General features: G+C 50.6%; 25 protein-coding genes. 23 read left to right on the top strand and 2 right to left on the bottom strand.

Translation table 11 applies throughout. From position 1 onward, the window contains the following. Both dnaN and dnaA read right to left on the bottom strand, forming a co-directional pair. Window positions 1-1,101 carry a DNA polymerase III subunit beta gene (gene dnaN / locus L4C36_RS12740; RefSeq protein ID WP_428478183.1) on the bottom strand — a complete coding sequence of 367 codons (1,101 nt, stop codon included), beginning with the start codon at window positions 1,099-1,101 and terminating at the stop codon, window positions 1-3. Window position 1,102: 1 nt separating this feature from the next. Next, entirely contained in the window at window positions 1,103-2,512 is a 1,410-nt protein-coding gene (gene dnaA / locus L4C36_RS12735) for a chromosomal replication initiator protein DnaA (RefSeq protein ID WP_428478182.1), read from the bottom strand. Between the two features lie 818 nt (window positions 2,513-3,330). Between dnaA and rpmH the strand changes: the two genes are divergently transcribed. The 23 genes from rpmH to L4C36_RS12620 all read left to right on the top strand — a co-directional run bounded on the left by rpmH (window position 3,331) and on the right by L4C36_RS12620 (window position 24,713). Then, window positions 3,331-3,465: a 50S ribosomal protein L34 gene (rpmH, locus tag L4C36_RS12730; protein WP_004735800.1), complete on the top strand. Its 135-nt coding sequence runs from the start codon at window positions 3,331-3,333 to the stop codon at window positions 3,463-3,465. A 12-nt stretch (window positions 3,466-3,477) separates the two neighbouring features. After that, window positions 3,478-3,834, top strand: coding sequence for a ribonuclease P protein component (gene rnpA / locus L4C36_RS12725; RefSeq protein WP_428478181.1), 357 nt, complete (start codon window positions 3,478-3,480; stop codon window positions 3,832-3,834). Beyond that, window positions 3,801-4,058 carry a membrane protein insertion efficiency factor YidD gene (gene yidD, locus L4C36_RS12720; RefSeq protein ID WP_428478180.1) on the top strand — a complete coding sequence of 86 codons (258 nt, stop codon included), beginning with the start codon at window positions 3,801-3,803 and terminating at the stop codon, window positions 4,056-4,058. Before rnpA ends, yidD begins: the two co-directional genes overlap by 34 nt. Before the next feature lie 2 nt (window positions 4,059-4,060). Next, window positions 4,061-5,674, top strand: coding sequence for a membrane protein insertase YidC (gene yidC, locus L4C36_RS12715; protein WP_428478179.1), 1,614 nt, complete (start codon window positions 4,061-4,063; stop codon window positions 5,672-5,674). A 96-nt stretch (window positions 5,675-5,770) separates the two neighbouring features. Further along, the gene (gene mnmE, locus L4C36_RS12710; RefSeq protein ID WP_428478178.1) at window positions 5,771-7,138 is read left to right on the top strand and encodes a tRNA uridine-5-carboxymethylaminomethyl(34) synthesis GTPase MnmE; all 1,368 of its coding nucleotides are present in this window, start codon (window positions 5,771-5,773) and stop codon (window positions 7,136-7,138) included. A 196-nt stretch (window positions 7,139-7,334) separates the two neighbouring features. Further along, a complete protein-coding gene (gene mioC, locus L4C36_RS12705; protein WP_428478177.1) occupies window positions 7,335-7,781 on the top strand; it encodes an FMN-binding protein MioC in 447 nt (148 codons plus the stop codon). 428 nt (window positions 7,782-8,209) lie between these two features. After that, the gene (gene mnmG / locus L4C36_RS12700) at window positions 8,210-10,099 is read left to right on the top strand and encodes a tRNA uridine-5-carboxymethylaminomethyl(34) synthesis enzyme MnmG (RefSeq protein WP_428478176.1); all 1,890 of its coding nucleotides are present in this window, start codon (window positions 8,210-8,212) and stop codon (window positions 10,097-10,099) included. A gap of 9 nt (window positions 10,100-10,108) precedes the next feature. After that, a complete protein-coding gene (gene rsmG / locus L4C36_RS12695) occupies window positions 10,109-10,729 on the top strand; it encodes a 16S rRNA (guanine(527)-N(7))-methyltransferase RsmG (protein WP_428478175.1) in 621 nt (206 codons plus the stop codon). A 16-nt stretch (window positions 10,730-10,745) separates the two neighbouring features. After that, a complete protein-coding gene (locus L4C36_RS12690) occupies window positions 10,746-11,540 on the top strand; it encodes a ParA family protein (RefSeq protein WP_428478174.1) in 795 nt (264 codons plus the stop codon). A 9-nt stretch (window positions 11,541-11,549) separates the two neighbouring features. Continuing rightward, complete coding sequence (locus L4C36_RS12685; RefSeq protein WP_428478173.1) at window positions 11,550-12,443, top strand: ParB/RepB/Spo0J family partition protein; 894 nt, start codon at window positions 11,550-11,552, stop codon at window positions 12,441-12,443. Between the two features lie 178 nt (window positions 12,444-12,621). After that, a complete protein-coding gene (locus L4C36_RS12680) occupies window positions 12,622-13,011 on the top strand; it encodes a F0F1 ATP synthase subunit I (protein ID WP_428478172.1) in 390 nt (129 codons plus the stop codon). Window positions 13,012-13,019: 8 nt separating this feature from the next. Next, window positions 13,020-13,808, top strand: a complete 789-nt coding sequence (gene atpB / locus L4C36_RS12675; protein ID WP_428478171.1) for a F0F1 ATP synthase subunit A — start codon at window positions 13,020-13,022, stop codon at window positions 13,806-13,808. Between the two features lie 67 nt (window positions 13,809-13,875). After that, window positions 13,876-14,133, top strand: coding sequence for a F0F1 ATP synthase subunit C (gene atpE / locus L4C36_RS12670; RefSeq protein ID WP_005372317.1), 258 nt, complete (start codon window positions 13,876-13,878; stop codon window positions 14,131-14,133). A gap of 46 nt (window positions 14,134-14,179) precedes the next feature. Beyond that, on the top strand, window positions 14,180-14,650 hold the full coding sequence (atpF, locus tag L4C36_RS12665; protein ID WP_428478170.1) for a F0F1 ATP synthase subunit B: 471 nt from the start codon (window positions 14,180-14,182) through the stop codon (window positions 14,648-14,650). 16 nt (window positions 14,651-14,666) lie between these two features. After that, entirely contained in the window at window positions 14,667-15,200 is a 534-nt protein-coding gene (atpH, locus tag L4C36_RS12660) for a F0F1 ATP synthase subunit delta (RefSeq protein WP_428478169.1), read from the top strand. A gap of 16 nt (window positions 15,201-15,216) precedes the next feature. After that, complete coding sequence (gene atpA / locus L4C36_RS12655) at window positions 15,217-16,758, top strand: F0F1 ATP synthase subunit alpha (RefSeq protein ID WP_428478168.1); 1,542 nt, start codon at window positions 15,217-15,219, stop codon at window positions 16,756-16,758. Window positions 16,759-16,802: 44 nt separating this feature from the next. Next, window positions 16,803-17,669, top strand: coding sequence for a F0F1 ATP synthase subunit gamma (gene atpG / locus L4C36_RS12650; RefSeq protein WP_428478167.1), 867 nt, complete (start codon window positions 16,803-16,805; stop codon window positions 17,667-17,669). 33 nt (window positions 17,670-17,702) lie between these two features. Further along, complete coding sequence (atpD, locus tag L4C36_RS12645; protein WP_428478166.1) at window positions 17,703-19,109, top strand: F0F1 ATP synthase subunit beta; 1,407 nt, start codon at window positions 17,703-17,705, stop codon at window positions 19,107-19,109. A 17-nt stretch (window positions 19,110-19,126) separates the two neighbouring features. Then, complete coding sequence (locus L4C36_RS12640) at window positions 19,127-19,549, top strand: F0F1 ATP synthase subunit epsilon (RefSeq protein WP_428478165.1); 423 nt, start codon at window positions 19,127-19,129, stop codon at window positions 19,547-19,549. A gap of 214 nt (window positions 19,550-19,763) precedes the next feature. Further along, window positions 19,764-21,125, top strand: a complete 1,362-nt coding sequence (glmU, locus tag L4C36_RS12635) for a bifunctional UDP-N-acetylglucosamine diphosphorylase/glucosamine-1-phosphate N-acetyltransferase GlmU (protein WP_428478164.1) — start codon at window positions 19,764-19,766, stop codon at window positions 21,123-21,125. A gap of 228 nt (window positions 21,126-21,353) precedes the next feature. Further along, a complete protein-coding gene (locus L4C36_RS12630) occupies window positions 21,354-22,121 on the top strand; it encodes a DeoR/GlpR family DNA-binding transcription regulator (RefSeq protein ID WP_428478163.1) in 768 nt (255 codons plus the stop codon). Between the two features lie 17 nt (window positions 22,122-22,138). Then, window positions 22,139-23,974 (top strand): glutamine--fructose-6-phosphate transaminase (isomerizing), encoded by a 1,836-nt coding sequence (gene glmS / locus L4C36_RS12625; protein WP_428478162.1) that lies wholly within the window; start codon window positions 22,139-22,141, stop codon window positions 23,972-23,974. A gap of 361 nt (window positions 23,975-24,335) precedes the next feature. After that, window positions 24,336-24,713 carry a helix-turn-helix transcriptional regulator gene (locus L4C36_RS12620; RefSeq protein WP_428478161.1) on the top strand — a complete coding sequence of 126 codons (378 nt, stop codon included), beginning with the start codon at window positions 24,336-24,338 and terminating at the stop codon, window positions 24,711-24,713. Window positions 24,714-24,916 lie beyond the last annotated feature (203 nt).

Genomic DNA, 24,916 nt, shown 5'->3' with positions numbered 1-24,916 from the left:
TTAGAGCCTGATTGGCATGACCACATACATGGCATCGCCATTGGCGCTGTCTTCCAGCAACGCACTGGCATTGGCGTCGGTCAGTGACCAGCGCACCTGATCGCATTTCAGGGTATTCAACACATCCAGCACGTAACTGACGTTGAACCCGATCTCCAGCGGCTCGCCTTGGTAGTTCACATCCAAGAACTCTTCGGCTTCTTCCTGCTCAGGGTTATTGGCGGTAATGCGCATCTCACCCTCAGACACGTTCACGCGGACGCCACGGAATTTCTCGTTCGACAAAATCGCGGCACGAGAGAACGCTTTACGCAGTTCATCACAGCTCGCTTCCACCACTTTGTTGCTGTTTTGCGGCAACACACGGCGGTAATCAGGAAAGCGGCCATCCACCAATTTCGAAGTGAAAATGTAATTGTTCACTTGCGCGCGCATGTTTGAGTGACCGATTTGGATCTGTACGTCGTCGTCCGGGCTGTCGAGCAGACGCATCAGCTCCATCACCCCTTTGCGCGGCACAATGATCTGCTTGGCGGGCATGGCCTCTTCCAATTCAATGGCGCACACCGCCATACGGTGGCCATCAGTCGCGACAGAACGCAACTGCTGACCGTCGGTTTCAAACAGCATACCGTTCAAGTAATAACGCACATCTTGGTGCGCCATGGAAAATTGGGTGCTGTCTATCAGCTGACGCATCCGGCCCTGCGGCAAACGCAGATCCACATCACTTTGCCAGTCTTCAATGTTCGGGAAGTCCGCGGCCGGCAACACCGATAACGTATAACGGCTACGGCCAGAGCGAATAATCACGCGATCGCCTTCTAGCGCCACCGTGATCACCGCGCTGTCAGGCAGACCACGGCAGATATCCAGGAATTTACGCGACGGGACCGTGACGGCACCCAGGGCAAAATCCCCTTCCAGCGCCAGACGGGCAATCATTTCCACTTCCAGATCGGTGCCGGTCATCGACAAGCAACCGTCGTCAACTACCATCAGGATGTTACCTAAAATGGGCAGTGATGGGCGGCTACCTAAGGCACCAGCGACCTGCTGAAGGGGTTTCAATAAGTGTTCGCGTGCTACGGTAAATTTCATATTAAGACGACAGTGTTCTAATGAGGTTGGAATAATCTTCTTTGATGTCATGGCTTTCTTCACGAAGCTGCTCGATCTTACGACACGCATGCAGCACCGTGGTGTGGTCACGACCACCAAACGCATCACCGATTTCCGGCAAGCTATGGTTTGTCAGCTCTTTCGAGAGTGCCATGGCCATCTGGCGAGGACGAGCAACCGAGCGCGAGCGGCGCTTGGACAACATGTCCGCCATCTTTATCTTATAGTACTCTGCCACGGTCTTTTGAATATTATCGATCGTGACAAGTTTTTCTTGAAGCGCCAGCAAATCACGCAAGGCTTCACGGACAAAATCAATGGTAATCGCGCGGCCAGTAAAGTTGGAATTGGCAATCACACGGTTCAGCGCCCCTTCCAGCTCACGCACGTTTGAGCGTAAGCGCTTGGCGATAAAGAAGGCCACTTCGTCAGCTAGACGAATATTATGATCTTCCGCCTTCTTCATTAAAATCGCAACGCGGGTTTCCAGTTCAGGCGGCTCAATGGCCACCGTCAGCCCCCAACCAAAGCGTGATTTAAGGCGGTCTTCCACCCCATTAATTTCACGCGGGTAACGGTCAGAGGTCAAAATGATCTGCTGATTGCCTTCCAATAACGCATTAAAGGTATGGAAGAACTCTTCTTGTGAGCGTTCTTTGTTGGCAAAAAACTGGATGTCATCGATCAACAACGCATCAACACTGCGGTAGTAACGCTTGAACTCTTCAATCGCATTATTTTGCAGGGCTTTCACCATGTCCTGCACAAAACGCTCGGAGTGCATATACACCACTTTGGCATTGGGTTTGCGATCGGCTATCGCGTTGCCCACCGCATGCAACAAGTGGGTTTTACCCAGACCGGTGCCGCCGTATAAAAACAGTGGGTTATATGCTGCACCCGGATTATCGGCCACCTGACGGCACGCCGCCAAACCTAACTGGTTCGACTTACCTTCAACAAAGTTATTGAAGTTATGCTTCGGGTTCACGTTCGAGCGGTAGCCCGATTGCGACTCCGGCTGAACCGGTGACGGCGCAGGCTCCCAGCGACGGGCAGGCGGTTCATCGTTCAGTGTGGACACAGCGGTAGGGGCAAATACCGGCGCTGGCACAGCAGCAGGCTGCGGAGGGGGCACGATGACCGGACGGCTACCGACCTCAAATCGCAGGATCGGCACATCATTTCCGCAGAACTCATTCAGCAGACGGTTGATATTGTTGAGGTACTTATCGCGAACCCAATCAAGTACAAAACGGTTCGGCGCGAACAAGGTCAACGTATTGTCGCTCAACTCGGCCTGAAGCGGTCGAAGCCACATACTGAATTCTGTTGCAGGGAGTTCTTCTTGAAGGCGTTGAAGGCACTGCAACCATAACGAAGATGACAAGTTCGACTCCACACTGAATAACTAAACACAAAAAGGGATGCAATTTTATACCCGCTGGCGCAGGATCGCCAGCAAAGAGATCGCAGATCCGGTGAATAAGATCGGACTTATTCACATGGATCGCACATAAAAAGGGAAGATCAACACACTTTTACCCCTGCTTACCCACAAAGTCATGAACAATTGCCCCAAATACACCGAATAAACGGGGATTTGACATTATTCCGCGTTATCGAAAAAAAAAGGCCTTTTACCGCAGAGTATGCCCGCCACGACACACCATAACCCCCTCCCTCACCTCATTGGACAATAAACAGGATGCACCCTCGCGTTTTCTGTTCCGTTTACCCGACACAACGCACCTCGTTGAGTGATGAATAAAGGGTTCCCAAAAGACGCAACACGACAAAACACATCAACGCAGAGAAAAAAATCGACCGACTATGCGTCTCCCGCATTCCCCATCGTCCGCCCACAAGCACATCGATAAAGGGCCCTTGCCACGGAAAATCACTGCTCGGATGATCGTTATATAGAGAGAAATAAATAAAAAAACGGTTTCCAACATCAGATCGCGCCCCTTTAGCCGGATCCTCGGTTAAAAAAACGCCAAAAACAGGTAGGGATCCACGCAGGATCCTTGAACTCTGCCGCAGACGAAGTATAATTCAGCGCCCGTAGTTTCTACGGCTGTAATGATTGACTATTTAAAAGCCAGTGATTACAATTCCGCCTCTTTGTTTAGAGGCAGCCGATTGTTCACAGTCGGAAACCTAGACAATACTTAAAAACTGATCAGTTAATTTAAGGTAATACCCATGAAACGCACTTTTCAACCAACAGTTCTAAAGCGCAAGCGTACTCACGGCTTCCGTGCACGCATGGCTACTAAGAACGGTCGCGCAACAATCAATGCTCGTCGCGCTAAAGGCCGTAAGCGTCTTTCTAAATAATCACTGATTATTTTGAATAAGCTCGCTTTTCCTCGGGAGTTACGTCTGCTAACTCCCGAACATTACAAAAAAGTCTTCCAGCAAGCTCAACGTGCTGGCTCTCCCCACTTGACCATTCTTGCCCGTCCTAACAACCTTGACCATCCACGTCTCGGCCTTGCTGTACCCAAAAAACAGATTAAAACCGCTGTCGGTCGAAATCAATTCAAGCGCATCACGCGTGAGAGTTTTCGTCTAACGCAAGCTGATCTGCCAGCCAAGGATTTTGTTGTTATCGCCAAGAAGAGTGCCAGTGAGTTGAGCAATGAAGAACTTTTCACATTGCTAGACAAATTATGGCATCGCCTGTCTCGCCCTTCGCGTGGCTAGTCGTAGGACTAGTCCGCTTTTACCAACTGGCAATAAGTCCGCTTATTGGGCCCCGTTGTCGCTTTACCCCCACATGTTCTCAATATGCCATTGAAGCAATAAAAGCGCATGGAGCGATAAAAGGTGGTTGGTTCGCAGCGAAACGTCTATTAAGATGTCATCCTTTAACCGACGGTGGCTACGACCCCGTTCCGCTAACCAAGCATAACGACAGAGATAATTAACGATGGATTCCCAACGCAATATTCTGTTAATTGCCCTACTGTTTGTCTCTTTCCTGCTATTTCAGCAATGGAACATGGACAGCAACCCACAGCCAGAAAGCCAGGGTGTAGCGCAACAAACCAACATCAGTGGTGATGTTCCTTCGCATTCCGATGAAGGCCAGACCATTCCCGATCAAGGCACTTCTCAACACCTTATCACCATTAACACCGATGTCCTGTCGCTTACAGTCGATACGCTAGGTGGCGACATTGTTGAAGCAAAACTGCTTGCTTACAACAACGAATTGGATTCAACCGATCCCTTCGTCCTGCTTAAAAATATTAAAAACCACGTTTACACTGCACAATCGGGCCTGATCGGCGCGAACGGCATTGATTCGACGAGCCGTGCACAACTGCATGCCACCGCAGACAGCTTCACGCTTGCTGCGGGTCAAGACGAATTGCGTGTACCACTGACGTACAGCAAAGACGGCATCAGCTACACCAAAACCTATGTGCTAAAACGCGGTGACTACGCGGTTGACGTGGATTACACCATCGACAACCAGAGTGACGCACCAACAACGGTTCAGATGTATGCGCAGTTGAAGCAGAACCTGATGGATGACGGTGGCAGCCTAACGATGCCAACGTACCGTGGCGGCGCTTACTCAGCTGACGACGTTAACTACAAGAAGTACAGCTTTGATGAGATGCAGGACAAGAACCTGTCTCTAGAAATCAAGCAACACGGTTGGGCTGCGATGATGCAGCACTACTTCGTGACCGCGTGGATCCCACGCGAGCAAGGTGTCAGCAACCTGTACACCCGTACTGTAGGCGACTATGGCTACATGGGCGTGCGTCTGCCAATGACCACCATCGCCTCAGGCCAAACTGATACCATCAAGAGCACCTTGTGGGTCGGTCCAAAACTGCAAAAGCAAATGGAAGCGACGGCACCGAACCTAAACCTGACCGTGGACTACGGTTGGCTATGGTTTATTGCCAGCCCGCTACACAGCTTGCTGTCATTCATTCACGGCTTGGTGGGTAACTGGGGTGTTGCAATCATCATCCTGACGTTCATCGTACGTGGTGCGATGTACCCGCTAACGAAAGCACAGTACACCTCGATGGCAAAAATGCGCATGCTACAGCCTAAGCTGCAAGCAATGCGTGAGCGTATTGGCGACGACCGCCAGCGCATGAGCCAAGAAATGATGGAACTGTACAAGAAAGAGAAAGTGAACCCATTGGGTGGCTGTCTCCCGATCTTGCTACAGATGCCTATCTTCATTGCACTGTACTGGGCACTGATGGAATCCGTTGAACTGCGTCACGCGCCATTCTTCGGTTGGATCCATGACTTGTCGGCACAAGACCCGTACTACGTGCTACCTATCCTGATGGGTATCACGATGTTCATGATCCAGAAGATGAGCCCAAGCACCGTTACCGATCCAATGCAGCAGAAGATCATGACGTTCATGCCAGTCATGTTCACGTTCTTCTTCCTATGGTTCCCAGCAGGTCTGGTACTGTACTGGTTGGTATCGAACATCGTAACCCTGATCCAGCAAACGTTGATTTACCGTTCGTTGGAGAAGAAAGGGCTGCACACCAAGTAACTCTGGTGACACTCTTTGTTGAAAAGGCGACCTTCGGGTCGCCTTTTTTATTGCCTCTGTTTACAATTACAGCGTCTTTATTAATAAGCTAAGAATATGATCGCACATACAGATACCATTGTTGCCCAGGCAACACCGCCCGGCCGTGGCGGCGTCGGCATTATTCGCGTCTCCGGCCCACTGGCTACCACCGTGGCACATGCCGTGGCAGGCCGTGAACTGAAACCGCGTTACGCCGAATACCTGCCGTTTAAAAACGACGACGGCACCGCACTGGACCAAGGTATCGCCTTGTTCTTCAAAGGCCCGAATTCCTTCACAGGGGAAGACGTGCTGGAACTGCAAGGCCACGGTGGCCCGGTACTGATGGACATGTTGATCCGCCGTATCCTGCAGATTGACGGTATCCGTCCAGCCCGCCCAGGGGAATTCTCCGAACGTGCGTTCATGAACGACAAACTCGATTTGGCGCAAGCGGAAGCGATTGCCGATTTGATCGATGCCAGTTCTGAAGAAGCCGCGAAGAGTGCCTTCAAATCGCTGCAAGGCGCCTTCTCGCAGCGTGTGAACGAATTGGTCGAAGCGCTGATCCACCTGCGTATCTACGTCGAAGCAGCCATTGATTTCCCAGAAGAAGAAATCGATTTTCTCTCTGATGGCAAAGTCACGGGCGATCTGCACGGCATCATTGACCGTCTGGAAGCGGTACGCCGTGAAGCCAACCAAGGCGCGATCATGCGTGAAGGGATGAAGGTGGTGATTGCTGGACGTCCGAACGCCGGTAAATCCAGCTTGCTGAACGCCCTGTCAGGCAAAGACAGTGCCATCGTGACTGACATCGCAGGGACCACCCGTGACGTCCTGCGTGAGCATATCCACATCGATGGCATGCCACTGCACATTATCGACACTGCCGGCCTGCGTGAGGCCTCTGACGAGGTAGAACGCATTGGTATTGAGCGTGCATGGGATGAAATCCAGCAAGCCGACCGCGTCCTGTTTATGGTCGACAGTACCGACACCGACGCCACCGATCCGGCAGAGATTTGGCCGGAGTTTATCGAGCGCCTGCCAGCGGGTCTGGGTATCACGGTGATCCGTAACAAGGTAGAACTGACCGGTGAAACCGCCGGGATCTGCCACGTGAATAACCCGACATTGATCCGCCTATCAGCCCGTACCAATGACGGTATCGACAGCCTGCGTGACCACTTGAAAGAATGCATGGGCTTTGCTGGGACGACAGAAGGCGGCTTCATGGCGCGTCGTCGCCACTTGGATGCGCTGGAGCGTGCCGCGAGTCACTTGGAAATCGGCAAAGAACAGCTTGAAGGCTACATGGCCGGTGAAATTCTGGCGGAAGAGTTGCGTTTAGCGCAACAGCACCTCAGTGAAATCACCGGTGAGTTCACCTCCGACGATCTATTGGGTCGGATCTTCACCTCGTTCTGTATCGGTAAATAACGGATCCGGCCCGTCACGGGCATACGATCCCCTCCGCAGTCTGTCTGGGATCATCTGGACAGGCTGTGCATAACCCTCCTGCACATCCCCTTCTTTCTCCTTGGATCCTACTGATATCTTTGGCCAGAGGCGATACAATGCCTGTGCATAGCCTGACTGTGCATGAATATCCCAACGCGTAGCCAAGAGAGAAACCATGAGCTTAATCACTTTGATCACCGGCAGTACCCTCGGCGGTGCTGAGTACGTCGCCGATCATCTGGCCGATTTACTTGACCAAGCCGGTCATGACACCGATATCCACAATCACGCGGACCTTAACGACCTCGATATTGCCTCTGTATGGCTGATTGTCTGTGCTACACACGGTGCCGGCGACTACCCAGACAATATCCAACCGTTCATGACACAATTACGCGACACACAACCCGATCTCAGTGGCCTAAAATACGGCGTGGTTGGCTTAGGGGATAGCAGTTACGATACCTTCTGTGCTGCCGCGCTAAATATTGATCAACAACTGCAGGCATTGGGGGCGACACGCTTAGGGGATCGCCTTGATATCGATGTATCACGCGATCCGGTGCCTGAAGATCCTGCTGAACAGTGGCTGGAAACGTGGAAAACCACCCTGAATCCGTAAAAATCGGCCAAAAAGAGTCCTCATTTTTAGCTTTTTTTGATCTTTTTTCTGTGGATAACTATAGATCTAAACGGTGATCAACCCATAGTTATCCATTTAATAACTTATCCACTCGGATCCCCTTGTTGATAAGTGGCGATTTTGATCCCAGCTAATCCTTATGAAGATCCAAGCTGCTCCACAGCAAATGATCCTCCCTAACAACATGATCATTAGGATCATTTATCACTTATCCACACGATCGGGCGATCTATATAATAGATCTAACAGAAGATCTCTTTAAAAGATCTTATATATATTTAAAGAGCCAATAATCTTGGATCAAATGATCTTCAGGAAAGATTCTCTCTTTTCGCGAAACAGGATAGAATGATCCTCCTTTGCGCAAAGACAACGCACTGCCAATTTTGAATACCCGAGGTAGTTTCATGTTTTACCAGGACAATTTTGATGTCATCGTCGTTGGTGGCGGCCATGCTGGGACAGAAGCCGCATTGGCGGCCGCCCGTATGGGACAAAAAACCTTATTGCTGACACACAACATCGATACGTTGGGACAGATGTCATGCAACCCGGCGATCGGCGGGATCGGGAAAGGACACCTGGTTAAAGAAGTTGATGCCCTGGGTGGTTTGATGGCCCAGGCCATTGATAAGGGCGGGATCCAATTCCGTACCCTCAACGCGTCCAAAGGCCCTGCGGTGCGTGCAACCCGCGCCCAAGCCGACCGTGCCCTGTACAAGGCCGCTGTCCGTGAAGCGTTGGAAAACCAACCCAACCTAACGTTGTTCCAGCAATCTGTTGATGATTTGATCATTGAAAACCACCGTGTGGTGGGAGCTGTAACGAAAATGGGACTGAAGTTCCGTGCCAAAGCGGTCGTACTGACAGTCGGTACGTTCTTGGGCGGTAAGATCCACATTGGTCTTGAAAATTACAGCGGCGGCCGCGCGGGGGATCCACCGTCGATCGCATTGGCATCACGTCTGCGTGAATTGCCTTTCCGCGTGGATCGTCTGAAAACCGGTACGCCTCCACGTATTGATGCGCGTACGGTCGATTTCAGTCAATTGGAAGCCCAGCACGGCGATAACCCAACGCCATTGTTCTCATTTATGGGTAAGTCGTCGGATCATCCGCGTCAAATCCCGTGTTTTATTACACACACCAATGAGAAAACACACGATGTGATCCGTAATAACCTGGATCGTAGCCCGATGTATTCTGGCGTGATCGAAGGGATCGGCCCACGTTATTGTCCGTCGATCGAAGACAAAGTGATGCGTTTTGCCGATAAAAACAGTCACCAGATCTTCATCGAGCCTGAAGGCTTAACGACGCATGAGTTGTACCCGAACGGGATCTCAACCAGTTTGCCCTTTGACGTGCAGATGCAAATCGTGCGCTCAATGAAAGGCTTTGAAAATGCCGCTATCATGCGTCCGGGTTATGCGATTGAATACGATTTCTTCGATCCGCGTGATTTGAAGCAGACGTTTGAAACCAAATTCATTGATGGCCTGTTCTTTGCGGGTCAAATCAACGGCACCACTGGCTATGAAGAAGCGGCCGCACAAGGTTTGCTTGCGGGCATGAATGCCGCGTTGTCTGCTCAAGACAAAGAAGGCTGGAGCCCACGCCGTGATCAGGCTTACATGGGCGTGTTGATCGACGATTTGTCGACCATGGGCACCAAAGAACCATACCGTATGTTCACCTCGCGCGCGGAATACCGTTTGCTGTTGCGTGAAGACAACGCAGATTTACGTTTGACCGAAATGGGTCGCCAATATGGTTTGGTGGACGATGCACGTTGGGCGCGCTTCAACCAGAAAATGGAAAACATGGAATCTGAGCGTCAACGTCTGAAAGGGATTTGGGTGACACCAAACTCTGAGCAGGTGGCGGCCGTGAATGCGATCCTAAAATCGCCGATTGCCCGTGAAGCGAGCGGTGAAGATCTGCTGCGCCGTCCGGAAGTGACGTATGAGCAACTGACGACCATTGACATGTTCGGCCCAGCGCATGATGACGCCCAAGCCAGCGAACAAGTGGAAATCCAGGTTAAATACCAAGGGTATATTGATCGTCAGCAAGACGAAGTGGAAAAATCCCTGCGTCATGAGAACACCAAGCTGCCGTTAGACATGGACTACAGCCAAGTGAAAGGCCTGTCGAACGAAGTGGTATTGAAGCTCAATGACGCCCGTCCTGAAACCATCGGCATGGCCTCGCGCATTTCTGGCATTACGCCAGCAGCGGTTTCTATTCTGTTGGTTTTCCTTAAAAAACAGGGCGTGTTAAAAAAAGGCGCTTAGGAGTGCATCGTGAAACAACGTTTAGCGCAATTGATCGCGCAAACTGACCTGACGGTCACAGAACAGCAGATTGATCAGCTGGTTGGCTATGTCGCCATGCTGGATAAGTGGAATAAAGCGTATAATCTGACCTCGGTCCGCGATCCCTATGAGATGTTAGTGAAACATATCATGGATAGTATTGTGGTCAGCCCTCACCTGCAGGGTGAGCGCTTTATCGATGTCGGCACGGGCCCTGGCTTACCGGGGATCCCATTGGCGATCATGAATCCGGATAAAGATTTTACCCTGCTTGATAGCTTGGGTAAGCGCATTCGCTTCATTCGCCAGGTCTTGCACGAGCTGAAAATCACCAATGTGACCGCCGTGCAAAGCCGCGTGGAAGCGTTCCAACCGGAAGTGGGTTTTGACATGGTATTGAGCCGTGCCTTTGCCTCACTGAACGATATGGTGTCATGGTGTCAGCATTTGCCAACGGAGCAAGGTTGCTTCTTGGCACTGAAAGGACAGTTCAATCAACAGGAAGTGGCAGAATTACCGACATGGTGTTCTGTGACAGAGGTCAAATCTTTGCAAGTTCCCGAGTTAGAAGGCGAGCGTCATCTAGTAATCTTGGCTGCAAAGGGTTAATGGATGAGGTTTTTTTGTGGGAAGAGTCATAGCGGTAGCCAACCAGAAGGGAGGCGTGGGTAAAACCACAACGTGTGTCAACTTGGCAGCTTCATTAGCTGCGACGCAACGCAAGGTGTTGGTGATTGATTTGGATCCCCAAGGCAACGCCACCATGGCGAGCGGTGTGGACAAATACCAGGTCGATGCGACGGCGTATGAGCTTCTTGTCGAAGAAACCCCATTCAATGATGTTGTGATCAAAGAAACCACGGGCGGCTATCATCTGATAGCTGCCAATGGTGACGTCACCGCAGCGGAAATCAAATTGATGGAAGTGTTCGCCCGAGAGGTACGTTTACGTACCACTTTAGAGGGTGTTCGTGGTAACTATGATTTCATCTTTATTGATTGTCCTCCCGCCTTAAACCTTCTTACAATCAACGCTATGACTGCCGCAGATTCGGTATTGGTACCGATGCAATGCGAGTACTTTGCCCTTGAGGGCCTGACAGCGTTGATGGATACCATCAGTAAACTGACAGCTGTCGTCAACAGCAACCTCAAAATCGAAGGCTTGTTACGTACGATGTATGATCCACGTAACCGTCTCGCCAATGAGGTGTCGCAACAGCTGAAAAAGCATTTTGGCGACAAAGTCTATCGAACCGTGATCCCACGCAACGTGCGTTTGGCAGAAGCGCCAAGCCACGGTCGCCCTGCCATGTACTACGACAAATATTCCAGTGGTGCAAAAGCCTACCTGGCATTGGCTGGGGAGATCATTCGACGCGATGAAATCGCGCGCAGTGCTGACACGGTCGATGCATAAGGGTCAACCATGAACATGAATAAACGAGGCCTTGGAAAGGGCCTTGATGCGTTACTGGCAACCAGCTCGGTGGCTCTACAGCGTCAACAAAAAGCGGAACAGGCACAAACCCTGTCGGCAGACGGTCAATTACAGACGTTAGCGATCACGCAATTGGTCGCGGGTCAGTACCAACCTCGCCGTGATATGTCGACCGAAGCCTTGGCTGAGCTGGCAGAATCCATCCGTGCGCAAGGGGTGATCCAACCGATTGTGGTGCGTGAGATTGCATCGCAGCAGTTTGAGATCATTGCCGGTGAGCGACGTTGGCGCGCCGCCCGTCAAGCGGGGCTTCAGGCTGTGCCTTGTATCATCAAAGTGGTGGATGATCGCGCAACGATTGCCATTGCATTGATTGAAAATATTCAGCGCGAAGATCTTAATGCGATTGAAGAAGCGCAGGCATTGGCGCGTTTGCAGCTGGAGTTTTCCCTGACGCACCAGCAAATCGCTGAAGCCGTCGGTAAATCACGCGCAGCCGTATCTAACTTATTGCGTTTGAACCAGTTAACCGATGCGGTGAAGCAAATGGTCGAGCGTAAGCAGTTAGAGATGGGTCATGCTCGTGCGTTGCTGCCATTAACGGCCGAACAACAGCTGGATATCGCTCAGCAGGTTGTAGCGCGCGTGTTAACGGTTCGTGAAACCGAGCGCTTGGTGAAGCAGCTACTTACTCCGACCGCGGCCCCGAAAAAAGCGACCATGGATCCGGCGTTAGAAGCGGTAGAAAATCGCCTAAGTGAGCGATTTGGCGCCCAAGTGGCGATTGATCAGCAGAAAAGCGGTAAGGGAAAGATCGTTATTCGCTTTGATGAAGCTGACAAGCTTAAGCAACTTCTTGCAATGTTCGGCGACGAAATGTGACACAAAACGTGCATAAATTGTTGCAAAAATTACAATGCCGTGATCAAGTTAGTGTGTTGTAAAATCTAACACTTTTTTTTGCTGCGATTAGATTGCATTCAATCTAATGAGCCGTATAATTTTCGCAGTTTTCCCAGCACGCTGTATGTGCAGAGGAAAGGACTCGAGGAACGAATACATGGTATCGGCGCTGGTTAAGCCGGGACGCCACTTGGCGAAACGGTTACTGTTGCTACAATCTGGCGTCGTGTTAGCAACGGCAATCTTGGCAGTTTTTGCTGTCAGTGTTGACTGGGGAATCTCTGCATTAATCGGTGGTGGCATCTTTGTGATCGCTAACGCCGCCTTTGCCAGCTGTGCGTTTTTGTTCAGCGGTGCCCGCAAGGCCCGTTTGATCATGGCGTCCTTCTTTGGTGGTGAAGTGCTGAAAATCCTCATCACGGTCATTCTCTTTGCCGTTGTTTACCTGTATGTCGAGGTGGAACTTGTTCCCCTCAAACTGACCTATTTGCTGGCTCTCGGAATCAACATCTTTGGGCCGGTTTTATTCATTAACAACAACAAATAGGATGAGTTATGGCTGCGCCAGGTGAAGCGCTAACGCCGTCGGGCTACATTACTCACCACCTGACCAATTTGGCAGTGGGTGATGGTGGCTTCTGGACGGTTCATATTGATAGCCTGTTTTTCTCAGCCCTTACCGGTTTACTCTTTCTTTGGGTGTTCCGCAAGGCTGCGAAATCAGCGACATCAGGAGTTCCTGGGAAACTACAGTGTTTTGTGGAAATCATGGTTGAGTTCGTTGACTCTAACGTCAAAGATACTTTCCATGGCCGCAACCCGCTGATAGCTCCTCTGGCTCTGACCATTTTCTGTTGGATTTTGCTGATGAACATCATGGACTTGGTGCCAATTGATTTTCTTCCTTATCCTGCAGAGCATTGGCTGGGTATTCCTTATCTTAAGGTGGTACCAACGGCTGATGTCAACATCACCATGGCAATGGCACTGGGCGTTTTCGCATTGATGATCTACTACAGCATCAAAGTGAAAGGGTTAGGTGGCTTTGCGAAAGAACTGGCTCTTCACCCGTTCAATCACCCTGTCATGATCCCGTTCAACCTGCTTCTTGAAATTGTTTCGCTACTGGCAAAACCAATTTCACTGGGCATGCGTCTGTTCGGTAACATGTTCGCTGGTGAGGTGGTGTTTATCCTGATTGCGGCATTGATGCCGTGGTGGGCTCAGTGGCTAGGGTCGTTACCGTGGGCAATTTTCCACATCCTGGTCATTACAATTCAAGCGTTCGTGTTTATGATGTTGACTATTGTGTACCTGTCTCAGGCGCATGAAGACAATCATTAACGATTATTTGTAAATTATTCAATTTTTTACTGGCACTTTAGCCGACAACTATAAACTGGAGATAGTGATGGAAACTTTACTAAGCTTTTCTGCAATTGCCGTGGGCATCATTGTAGGTCTTGCTTCACTGGGTACTGCGATTGGTTTCGCCCTTCTTGGTGGTAAGTTCCTTGAAGGTGCTGCACGTCAACCTGAAATGGCGCCAATGCTTCAAGTTAAGATGTTCATCATTGCGGGTCTACTTGATGCGGTTCCAATGATCGGTATCGTAATCGCTCTACTATTCACATTCGCAAACCCATTCGTTGGCCAGCTAGCTGGTTAATCAACGAACGAACGGATCCTAGCAACCCTTTTTAAGGAGATGCGTTGTGAATATGAATGCAACCTTGCTGGGTCAGGCAATCGCCTTCTTTATGTTTGTGGTCTTCTGCATGAAATATGTGTGGCCACCTATCATGGAAGCGATCGAAGAACGTCAGAAAAAAATTGCTGACGGTTTGGCAGCTGCTGATCGCGCTGCCAAAGACCTGAACCTGGCGCAGTCAAATGCTTCTGATCAACTGAAAGAAGCAAAACGTACTGCAACTGAGATCGTCGAGCAAGCCAATAAGCGCAAGTCTCAGATCATTGATGAAGCAAAGGCGGAAGCCCTTGCTGAGCGCGATAAAATTCTGGCTCAAGGTCTTGCTGAGATCGAAGCAGAACGTAACCGTGCTCGTGATGAGCTAAGAAAACAAGTTGCAACTCTGGCTGTGATTGGTGCTGAGAAAATCATTGAGCGTACTATCGATAAAGATGCGCACGCTGATCTTCTTAACAAAGTCACTGCAGAACTGTAATTAAAGGGGCAAGCACATGTCGGATATGACTACCATCGCACGCCCCTACGCTAAAGCAGCCTTTGATTTCGCGGTTGAGAAAGGTGAGCTGGCCCAATGGGCTGAAATGCTCACCTTTGCTGCCGAAGTAGCAAAAAACGAGACTATCAAGGACATCCTTGATAGCGGTTATGCTGCTGACAAACTGACGGAAATTTTCGTGTCAGTGTGTGGTGAGCAACTCAACGAATTCGGCCAGAACCTGTTAAAGGTGATGGCTGAAAATGGACGCCTTAAAGCGCTTCCTGCTGTCTGTGACGAGTTTCTGCTACTGAAAAGTGAGCAGGAGAAGACTATCGATGCTGATGTGATCTCTGCGATTACGTTGGACGATAGCCAACTTGAAGCCATCAGCAAGAAGCTGGAACAGCGTCTTGAGCGTAAAGTGAAGCTGAATTGCAGTGTAGACGAGACCCTGATTGCTGGGGTTGTAATTAGAGCCGGAGACTTAGTCATCGATAACTCAGTACGCGGCAAGTTAGACCGCCTGAGCGATGCTTTGCAGTCTTGATTTGGGGAATTGGAGCATGCAACTTAATTCCACGGAAATTAGCGCACTGATCAAACAGCGTATTGAAAATTTCAACGTTGTAAGTGAAGCGCGTAACGAAGGTACGATCATCTCTGTGAGTGACGGTATCCTTCGTATCCATGGCCTTGCAGACGTAATGCAAGGTGAAATGATTGAATTACCAGGTGGCCGTTACGCACTGGCACTGAACCTTGAGCGTGACTCGGTGGGTGCGGTTGTAATGGGTCCTTATGCCAACCTTCAGGAAGGCATGAAAGTAACCGGTACCGGTCGTATTCTTGAAGTGCCAGTGGGTAAAGCCCTGCTTGGTCGTGTCGTGAATACCCTGGGCGAGCCAATTGATGGTAAAGGTCCAATCGAAACAGAGACATTCTCTCCTGTTGAAGTGATTGCACCGGGCGTTATCGACCGTAAATCGGTTGATCAGCCAGTACAGACCGGCTACAAAGCCGTTGACTCGATGATCCCTATCGGCCGTGGCCAGCGTGAGTTGGTGATCGGTGACCGTCAGACAGGTAAAACGGCGATGGCTATCGATGCCATCATCAACCAGAAGAACTCTGGTATTTACTCTGTGTATGTTGCTATCGGCCAGAAAGCCTCAACCATTGCGAACGTTGTACGTAAGCTGGAAGAGCATGGCGCGTTGGAAAACACCATTGTTGTGGTTGCATCTGCTTCTGAAGCAGCGGCACTGCAGTACCTAGCACCGTATGCAGGTTGTGCAATGGGTGAGTACTTCCGTGACCGCGGCGAAGACGCATTGATCGTTTATGATGATCTGTCTAAGCAAGCTGTGGCTTACCGTCAAATTTCACTGTTGCTGAAGCGTCCACCGGGTCGTGAAGCATTCCCTGGTGACGTTTTCTACCTCCACTCTCGTCTTCTAGAGCGTGCAGCACGTGTTAACGAACACTATGTAGAGAAGTTCACTAACGGTGAAGTAAAAGGTCGTACAGGTTCATTGACGGCATTGCCGATCATTGAAACGCAAGCCGGTGACGTTTCTGCGTTCGTACCGACCAACGTTATCTCCATCACTGATGGCCAGATCTTCCTACAGACAGAGCTTTTCAATGCCGGTATCCGCCCAGCGGTTGACCCAGGTATCTCTGTTTCTCGTGTAGGTGGTGCGGCACAGTCAAAAATCATCAAGAAGCTGTCTGGTGGTATCCGTACCGCGCTTGCACAGTACCGTGAACTGGCGGCGTTTGCTCAGTTCTCGTCTGACCTTGATGAAGCAACTAAGAAGCAGCTTGATCACGGTCAGAAAGTGACTGAATTGATGAAGCAGAAGCAGTATGCACCGATGTCTGTGTTTGAGCAGGCTGTGGTGATTTTTGCTGCTGAAAAAGGCTATTTGAACGATGTTGAGCTGACTAAGCTTGCTGACTTCGAAGCTGCGTTGCTTTCATTCGCCAAAGGTCAATTTGCTGAGCTTGTGTCTCAGATTGATGAAACGGGTGCGTGGAACGATGAAATTGAAGCTCAGTTCGTGAAACTGGTTGAAGATTTCAAAGCGACCCAGACTTGGTAATTGGTTGGTGATCGCTTGCGATCACCCACTAACGGAGAGTAACGATGGCCAGCGCAAAAGAGATTCGTAACAAGATCGGAAGTGTGAAAAACACACAGAAGATCACAAAAGCGATGGAAATGGTTGCCGCATCGAAAATGCGTAAAACGCAAGATGCAATGGAATCATCTCGTCCATACGCACAAACTATGCGCAAAGTGATCGGTCATATCGCCCTTGGTAGCCTCGAGTATAAGCACCCTTATCTTGAGGAGCGTGAAGCCAAGCGCGTGGGTTACATCATTGTTTCGACTGACCGTGGCCTGTGTGGTGGCTTGAACATTAACTTGTTCAAACAAGCTATCCACGACATTCAGGGCTGGACAGATCAAGGTGCCGAGGTTGATTTAGCGCTGATTGGCGCGAAGGCAACGGCATTCTTTAACAGCTATGGCGGCAACGTGGTTGCACAGGTCTCTGGCCTGGGCGATAAGCCTTCAGTGGATGAACTGATTGGTACGGTTGGCGTGATGCTGAAGAAATATGATGAAGGCCAATTGGATCGCCTGTATCTGGTTTACAACCAGTTTGTAAATACCATGGTGCAGGAACCCGTGATTGATCAATTGCTGCCTTTGCCTAAGTCGGAAGACGAAGACATGCAGCGTAACCACTCTTGGGACTACATTTATGAGCCCGAGCCAAAGCCCCTACTCGATACCCTGTTGATCCGCTATGTGGAATCACAGGTTTATCAGGGCGTGGTTGAGAACCTTGCCAGTGAGCAAGCGGCTCGAATGGTTGCGATGAAAGCAGCAACAGATAACGCCGGAGATTTAATTAACGACCTACAACTGGTGTACAACAAAGCCCGTCAGGCGGCGATTACACAAGAGTTGTCAGAAATCGTTTCCGGTGCAGCTGCTGTTTAAGGCAAAGAATTAATAAGTTTAGAGGATTAAACGATGGCTACAGGTAAGATCGTACAGATCATCGGTGCGGTAGTCGACGTCGAGTTTCCACAGGACTCTGTACCACAGGTATACGATGCCCTTCATGTTGATGCAAAAGAGAACGGTATCCTTGTTCTTGAAGTGCAGCAGCAGCTAGGTGGCGGCGTTGTACGTGGTATCGCAATGGGTACTTCTGATGGCTTGCGTCGTGGTTTGTCTGTTGAAAATACAGGCCGCCCAATTGAAGTTCCAGTTGGTACTGCAACTCTAGGACGTATCATGAACGTTCTGGGTCAGCCAATTGATGAATGTGGTGAGATCGGTGAGAAAGAGCGTTACGCGATTCACCGTGAAGCACCAAGCTACGAAGATCAGTCAAACGTAACGGAACTGCTAGAAACTGGCGTGAAAGTTATCGACTTGATTTGTCCATTCGCGAAGGGTGGTAAAATCGGTCTGTTCGGTGGTGCCGGTGTAGGTAAAACCGTCAACATGATGGAACTGATCAACAACATCGCCCTACAACACTCAGGCCTATCGGTATTTGCCGGTGTGGGTGAGCGTACACGTGAAGGTAACGATTTCTACTTTGAAATGCAGGAAGCAGGCGTTGTAAACGTTGAAAATCCTGAGCTATCAAAAGTAGCAATGGTTTACGGCCAGATGAACGAGCCACCAGGTAACCGTCTACGTGTTGCTCTGACGGGTCTTACCATGGCTGAGCGTTTCCGTGATGAAGGCCGTGATGTACTGTTGTTCATCGATAACATCTACCGTTATACCCTTGCAGGGACAGAAGTATCTGCACTGCTTGGCCGTATGCCATCAGCGGTAGGTTACCAGCCAACGCTGGCGGAAGAGATGGGTGTGCTTCAGGAACGTATCACGTCAACTAAGTCAGGCTCTATCACGTCTGTACAGGCGGTATACGTCCCTGCCGATGACTTGACGGATCCATCACCAGCAACCACGTTTGCTCACTTGGATGCGACGGTTGTACTGTCTCGTCAGATTGCGTCTCTGGGTCTATACCCAGCGATCGACCCATTGGATTCTACATCTCGTATGCTAGACCCATTGGTGGTTGGTCAGGAACACTACGACATCGCGCGTGGCGTTCAGAGCTTGCTGCAGCGTTACAAAGAGCTAAAAGACATCATTGCAATTTTGGGTATGGACGAGCTATCAGAAGCTGATAAGCAAGCTGTATCACGTGCACGTAAGATTGAGCGTTTCTTGACTCAGCCTTACCACGTTGCTGAAGTCTTCACCGGTGACCCAGGCATCTACGTATCTCTGAAAGAGACATTGCGTAGTTTCAAAGGCATTCTTGCTGGCGAATACGATGATATCCCAGAGCAGGCATTCATGTACTGCGGCGCGATTGAAGACGTATTGGAAAAAGCGAAGAAGCTTTAAGCTAAGTAGGAGGCGACATGGCAGCGATAACCTTCCATCTGGACGTCGTCAGCGCAGAGCAACGTTTGTTCTCTGGCCGTGCTGAAAACATTCAGGTGACCGGTAGCGAAGGTGAACTGGGTATTCACGCAGGACACACTCCGCTGCTGACCGCTATCACCCCAGGTATGGTACGTATCACCAAGCAGAATGGCGACGAAGAGGTCATTTACCTATCGGGCGGCATGCTGGAAGTACAGCCAAGTGCGGTGACCGTACTGGCTGATACGGCGATCCGTGGCCAAGACTTGGATGCGGCGAAAGCGGAAGAAGCAAAACGCCAGGCTGAGGAGCGAATCCACAATCAGCACGGTGATATCGACTTTGCCCAGGCAGCCAGTGATCTGGCGAAGGCCATTGCTCAGCTCCGTGTTATTGAGCTGACTAAGAAAGCCCGCTAATTCGGCAGACGATGTAAAAAAGCGACCCTCGGGTCGCTTTTTTTATGTCTGTGCGATGTTCGCAAAGGGAAGGCGGTAGTCGCCGGTATGCGACAGTGGCATAATGATGTCAGGCTAAGTAAAAAAACAATGTTTTTCCTTAACCCAGTTACTGCAAGTCGATACAATGCGGTAAGTGATGACTTTAAATATGCACCAAGAGGAATAGGTGATTATGAGCTTCAGTGCTGTGATCTTGGCGGCGGGTAAGGGAACCCGCATGTACTCCAATCTGCCAAAGGTACTGCATACCTTAGCAGGCAAACCGATGGCCAAACATGTGATCGACACGTGCATGGGTCTCGGGGCGAATAACGTACACCTGGTCTATGGGCATGGTGGTGACCAAATGCAGGCCGTGTTGGCCGATGAGCCCGTGCAGTGGGTACTGCAAGCCGAACAGTTAGGTACCGGTCATGCGGTGAACCAGGCCTGTCCTGCACTCGCCGATGAAGAGAAAGTGCTGATCTTGTACGGGGATGTCCCGTTGATCAGTACTGAAACCCTGGAAAACCTGCTGGATGCGCAGCCGAGCGGCGGCATTGCCTTGCTTACCGTGGTATTGGATGATCCGACCGGGTATGGCCGTATTGTGCGTCGCAATGGCCCTGTCGTGGCGATTGTTGAGCAGAAAGATGCCAGCGAAGAGCAGAAGCTGATCAAAGAAATCAATACCGGCGTGATGGTGGCCAACGGTGGCGATCTAAAACGTTGGTTGTCAGCGCTGAAAAATGACAATTCGCAGGGTGAGTACTACCTGACGGATATCATTGAAATTGCCCATAATGAAGGCCGCGCGGTAGAAGCGGTACACCCTGTGCGTGCTATTGAAGTAGAAGGCGTTAATAACCGCATTCAATTGGCGAAGCTGGAGCGTGCGTTCCAGGCGATGCAGGCAGAGCGTCTGCTTGAGCAAGGCGTGATGCTGCGTGATCCGGCCCGTTTTGATCTGCGTGGTGAACTGCAGTGCGGTACCGATGTCGAGATCGACGTGAATGTGATCATCGAAGGCTGCGTGTCGTTGGGAAACAACGTGATGATCGGCGCTGGCTGTGTCCTGAAAGACTGTGAAATCGACGATAACACGATTGTACGTCCTTACAGCATCATTGAAGGCGCGACCGTGGGTGAAGACTGTACGGTGGGTCCGTTTAGCCGCTTGCGTCCGGGTGCTGAATTGATGACAAATGCACACGTGGGTAACTTCGTGGAAATCAAGCAAGCGCGTTTGGGCAAAGGCTCAAAAGCCAACCACCTGACATACCTTGGCGATGCGGAAATCGGCGAGCGCGTGAATATTGGTGCCGGTACGATTACCTGTAACTACGATGGCGCGAACAAATTTAAGACCGAAATCGGCGATGATGTGTTTGTCGGCTCTGACACCCAATTGATCGCCCCGGTTAAAATCGCCAACGGCGCAACGATCGGTGCCGGTGCGACCATTAACCGTAATATCGGTGAAGGCGAGTTAGTGATCACTCGCGCACCAGCCCGTACCATTAAAGGCTGGAAACGTCCGGTGAAACAAAAGTAATCCTCACTGTGACAATGAAAGAAGGCAAGGGCTCCCCTTGCCTTTTTTGTCTCTGAAACGTCCCATGCGTGCGCTTTTTTCGTCTCCTCTCTCTCCCCTTTTCTTGTCAGCTTGCTATCTAAGGTCTTCTTTCGTTTGAAAAATTAATGCCACAGGCTTGATCTTAAAAGTTTTGCTCTGCTATTCTATCTTTCATATCGAAACTTATAGCTATCAGTTCGTAACTACATGTCCAAGAGAAATACCCAACAACGCCGCCATTCTATCCTTGTGATGGTCAATGAGCAGGGCGAAGTGAGTGTCGACTCACTGGCAAAACACTTTGCTACTTCCGAAGTGACCATTCGTAAGGATTTGGCTTCATTAGAAAAAAATGGCCTTTTACTGCGTCGCTATGGCGGTGCGGTGGCGATCCCGACGGAAATGGTCAATGAAGTGGAAGAGCAGGTTTCGGTTTGTAAGTTAGCCATTGCCAAAGCGGCCGCGGCGCGGATCCGAGACCATAATCGCATCATCATTGACAGCGGCAGTACCACGGCCAGTTTACTGAGCTTATTGGGGGATAAACACGGGTTGGTGGTCATGACCAATTCGCTCAATGTCGCCAATGCGCTTAATGAGTTGGAAAACGAACCGACCTTGCTCATGACGGGCGGTACGTGGGATCCGCATTCTGAGGCCTTTCAAGGTCAAGTGGCGGAATCCGTGCTGCGTTCGTATGACTTCGATCAACTTTTTATCGGTGCCGATGGCATAGATACCGATCGAGGGACTACAACTTTTAATGAGCTGGTGGGATTAAGCCGAGTGATGGCAGAGGTCGCCCGTGAAGTCGTGGTGATGGTGGAGTCCAGCAAGGTCGGGCGGAAGATCCCGAATCTGGAATTGCCGTGGGCGAACATTAACACCCTGATCACCGATGACGGGTTGGACATGGTTGCGAAACAACAAATTGAACAACATGGCGTGCTAGTGATTTGCGCGACAGACGCATAATTTAGGAGTGAACAACGATGTGTGGGATTGTGGGCGCGGTAGCGCAACGTGATGTAGCAGAGATCTTGATTGAAGGCTTACGCCGTTTGGAATACCGCGGCTATGACTCCGCCGGTGTGGCCGTGGTGGATCCGCAAGGTGAACTACAGCGCGTGCGTCGTTTAGGGAAAGTACAAGCCCTCGCGGAAGCGGTTGAGCAAGCGCCACTGGTGGGTGGCACGGGCATTGCCCATACCCGCTGGGCGACGCACGGTGAGCCGTCAGAAGCCAATGCCCACCCTCACATGTCGGGGGATCACATCTCCTTGGTGCACAACGGCATCATTGAGAACCATGAAGTGCTGCGTGATAGCTTGATCGGCCGCGGTTATACCTTCCACTCTCAGACCGATACCGAAGTGATTGCTCACTTGGTGGAATGGGAACTCCGCACGTCTGCAACGTTGTTGGAAGCAGTACAGAAAACGGTAACCCAGCTGGAAGGTGCCTACGGCACGGTGGTAATGGATCGCCGCGATCCGGAGCGTGTGGTTGTCGCGCGATCGGGCAGCCCGTTAGTGATTGGGCTTGGTGTGGGGGAAAACTTCCTCGCGTCCGATCAACTGGCGCTGTTGAACGTGACTCGCCGCTTTATGTTTCTCGAAGAAGGGGACGTGGCGGAAATTACCCGCCGTGCGGTCAATGTGTTTGATACCCATGGAGAGCCGGTACAGCGTGAAGTGCACGAGTCGACGTTGCAGCAAGATGCGGCAGATAAGGGCCAGTACCGCCACTACATGCAAAAAGAGATCTATGAGCAGCCAAGCGCATTGATCAACACCATGGAAGGCCGTATTAGCAACGACTCTGTGGTCGTGGAAAGTATTGGTAGCGGCGCGAAAGACATTCTCGAGAATGTGGAGCACGTGCAGATTGTGGCGTGTGGTACGTCGTATAACGCCGGTATGGTCGCCCGTTATTGGTTTGAAGCCATGGCCGGTGTCAGTTGTGATGTCGAAATTGCTTCGGAATTCCGTTACCGCCCGTTTGTGACTCGCCCAAACAGCTTGCTGATCACCTTGTCGCAGTCGGGGGAAACCGCTGACACCCTCGCCGCCTTGCGTTTGGCAAAAGAGAAAGGCTACATGTCAGCCATGACGGTGTGTAACGTGGCAGGTTCGTCATTGGTGCGTGAATCCGATTTGGCCTTCATGACCCGTGCGGGCACCGAGATTGGTGTGGCTTCAACCAAAGCATTCACCACCCAGTTGGTGGCGTTGCTGATGTTTGTCACGGCACTGGGCAAAGAAAAAGGCACGATTGATCGCGCCAAAGAGCAGCAGATTGTCGATGCCCTGCATGCCCTGCCGACACACATTGAAAAAGCCTTGGCGTTTGATAAGCCGATTGAGCAGTTGGCGGAAGATTTTGCTGATAAGCAACATGCCTTGTTCTTGGGTCGTGGCGAGTTTTACCCGATTGCGGTAGAAGCGTCCCTGAAGCTGAAAGAGATCTCCTACATTCACGCTGAAGCGTACGCTGCTGGAGAGTTGAAACACGGGCCGTTGGCACTGATTGATGCGGATATGCCCGTGATCGTGGTGGCCCCGACCAATGAGCTGTTGGAAAAACTGAAATCCAACATTGAAGAAGTGCGTGCGCGTGGCGGCTTGTTGTATGTCTTTGCCGATAATGAAGCCGGTTTTGAAGCGTGCGAAGGCATGAAGATCATCACCATGCCACGTGTGGACGATGTGATTGCCCCGATCTTCTACACCGTACCGATGCAGCTACTGGCCTACCATGTGGCGCTGATCAAAGGGACGGATGTGGATCAGCCGCGTAATCTAGCGAAAGCCGTGACGGTCGAGTAAGCCATAACATGCACGATAAGAAGCACCCTTCGGGGTGCTTTTTTTCTGCCTAGAGAATGACGAGGCGTCTATTCTCTAGGCAAGGGTGCCTCTTCTTTTGGTTTTTGGCCTTTTTCGACTTTGGCGGGGTTATCGTTAGATGAGAAGGCGTCGGATGAGAAGGCGACTGGCATGTTGCGAATTGGTAATCGCATGCTGACCTGTGACGAAATGCAACTCATAATACAACGCGGTTTTTTAATGTTTAATTTAAAGTGTTGTTTTTAAAGTGCTTTGTTGGTTTTCGGCAAGTTGGCTTATGTTGTGCATCCTAGTAATGAAAGTTAGGCATTATTCATTATGCGGTAGCAGGAGGAGTGACATGACAGATCCGAAAGCGAAGATAGCAGCGCGTATCAAGGAAGCACGTGAGTGGAAAGGCCTTACACAAGTTCATATGGCACAGCAGCTGAAAGTCGCCAGACAGACGTATTTGGACTTGGAAACGGGGAAAACAGAGCCGAAAGTCCGAGTGCTGTCCGAGATTGCTGAAATTACAGAACGCCCGTTAACCTGGTTTGTCTACGGGGATGAAGGGATTGAGATCTTAGAGAGTGAGTACAAAGAAGAGATTGACCGTTTGTTGCAGTATTTCAGTCGCCTGCCCCACTCTGCACGTAATGTGATTTTGCAGCAAAGCATTAATTTAGCCGGTTTTATGGCGGAATATACCCGTGCGCTGACACAACGTGATAAATAAATGGTCAGGCGTGTCAGTAAATATTGGCACGTCTCGGTTCTCGTTGTCTCTGTATCTAGGCAGTGACGACTAGAGGTCACGTTTTGACAGTTTGTGCGTCGTCTTTACATATGACGGTAAGGGATAATTTCCTGACTATGTATGGCTGTATGGCGTCAGTACCATCACGTCCGTGTGGGACGCGCCAGCATTGTGTTCAAGGG

It is taken from the genome of Photobacterium japonica (genome assembly GCF_050337005.1).
In the GTDB taxonomy this organism is placed as follows: Bacteria; Pseudomonadota; Gammaproteobacteria; order Enterobacterales; family Vibrionaceae; genus Photobacterium; species Photobacterium japonica.
This window is presented reverse-complemented; position numbering and strand designations above follow the sequence as displayed.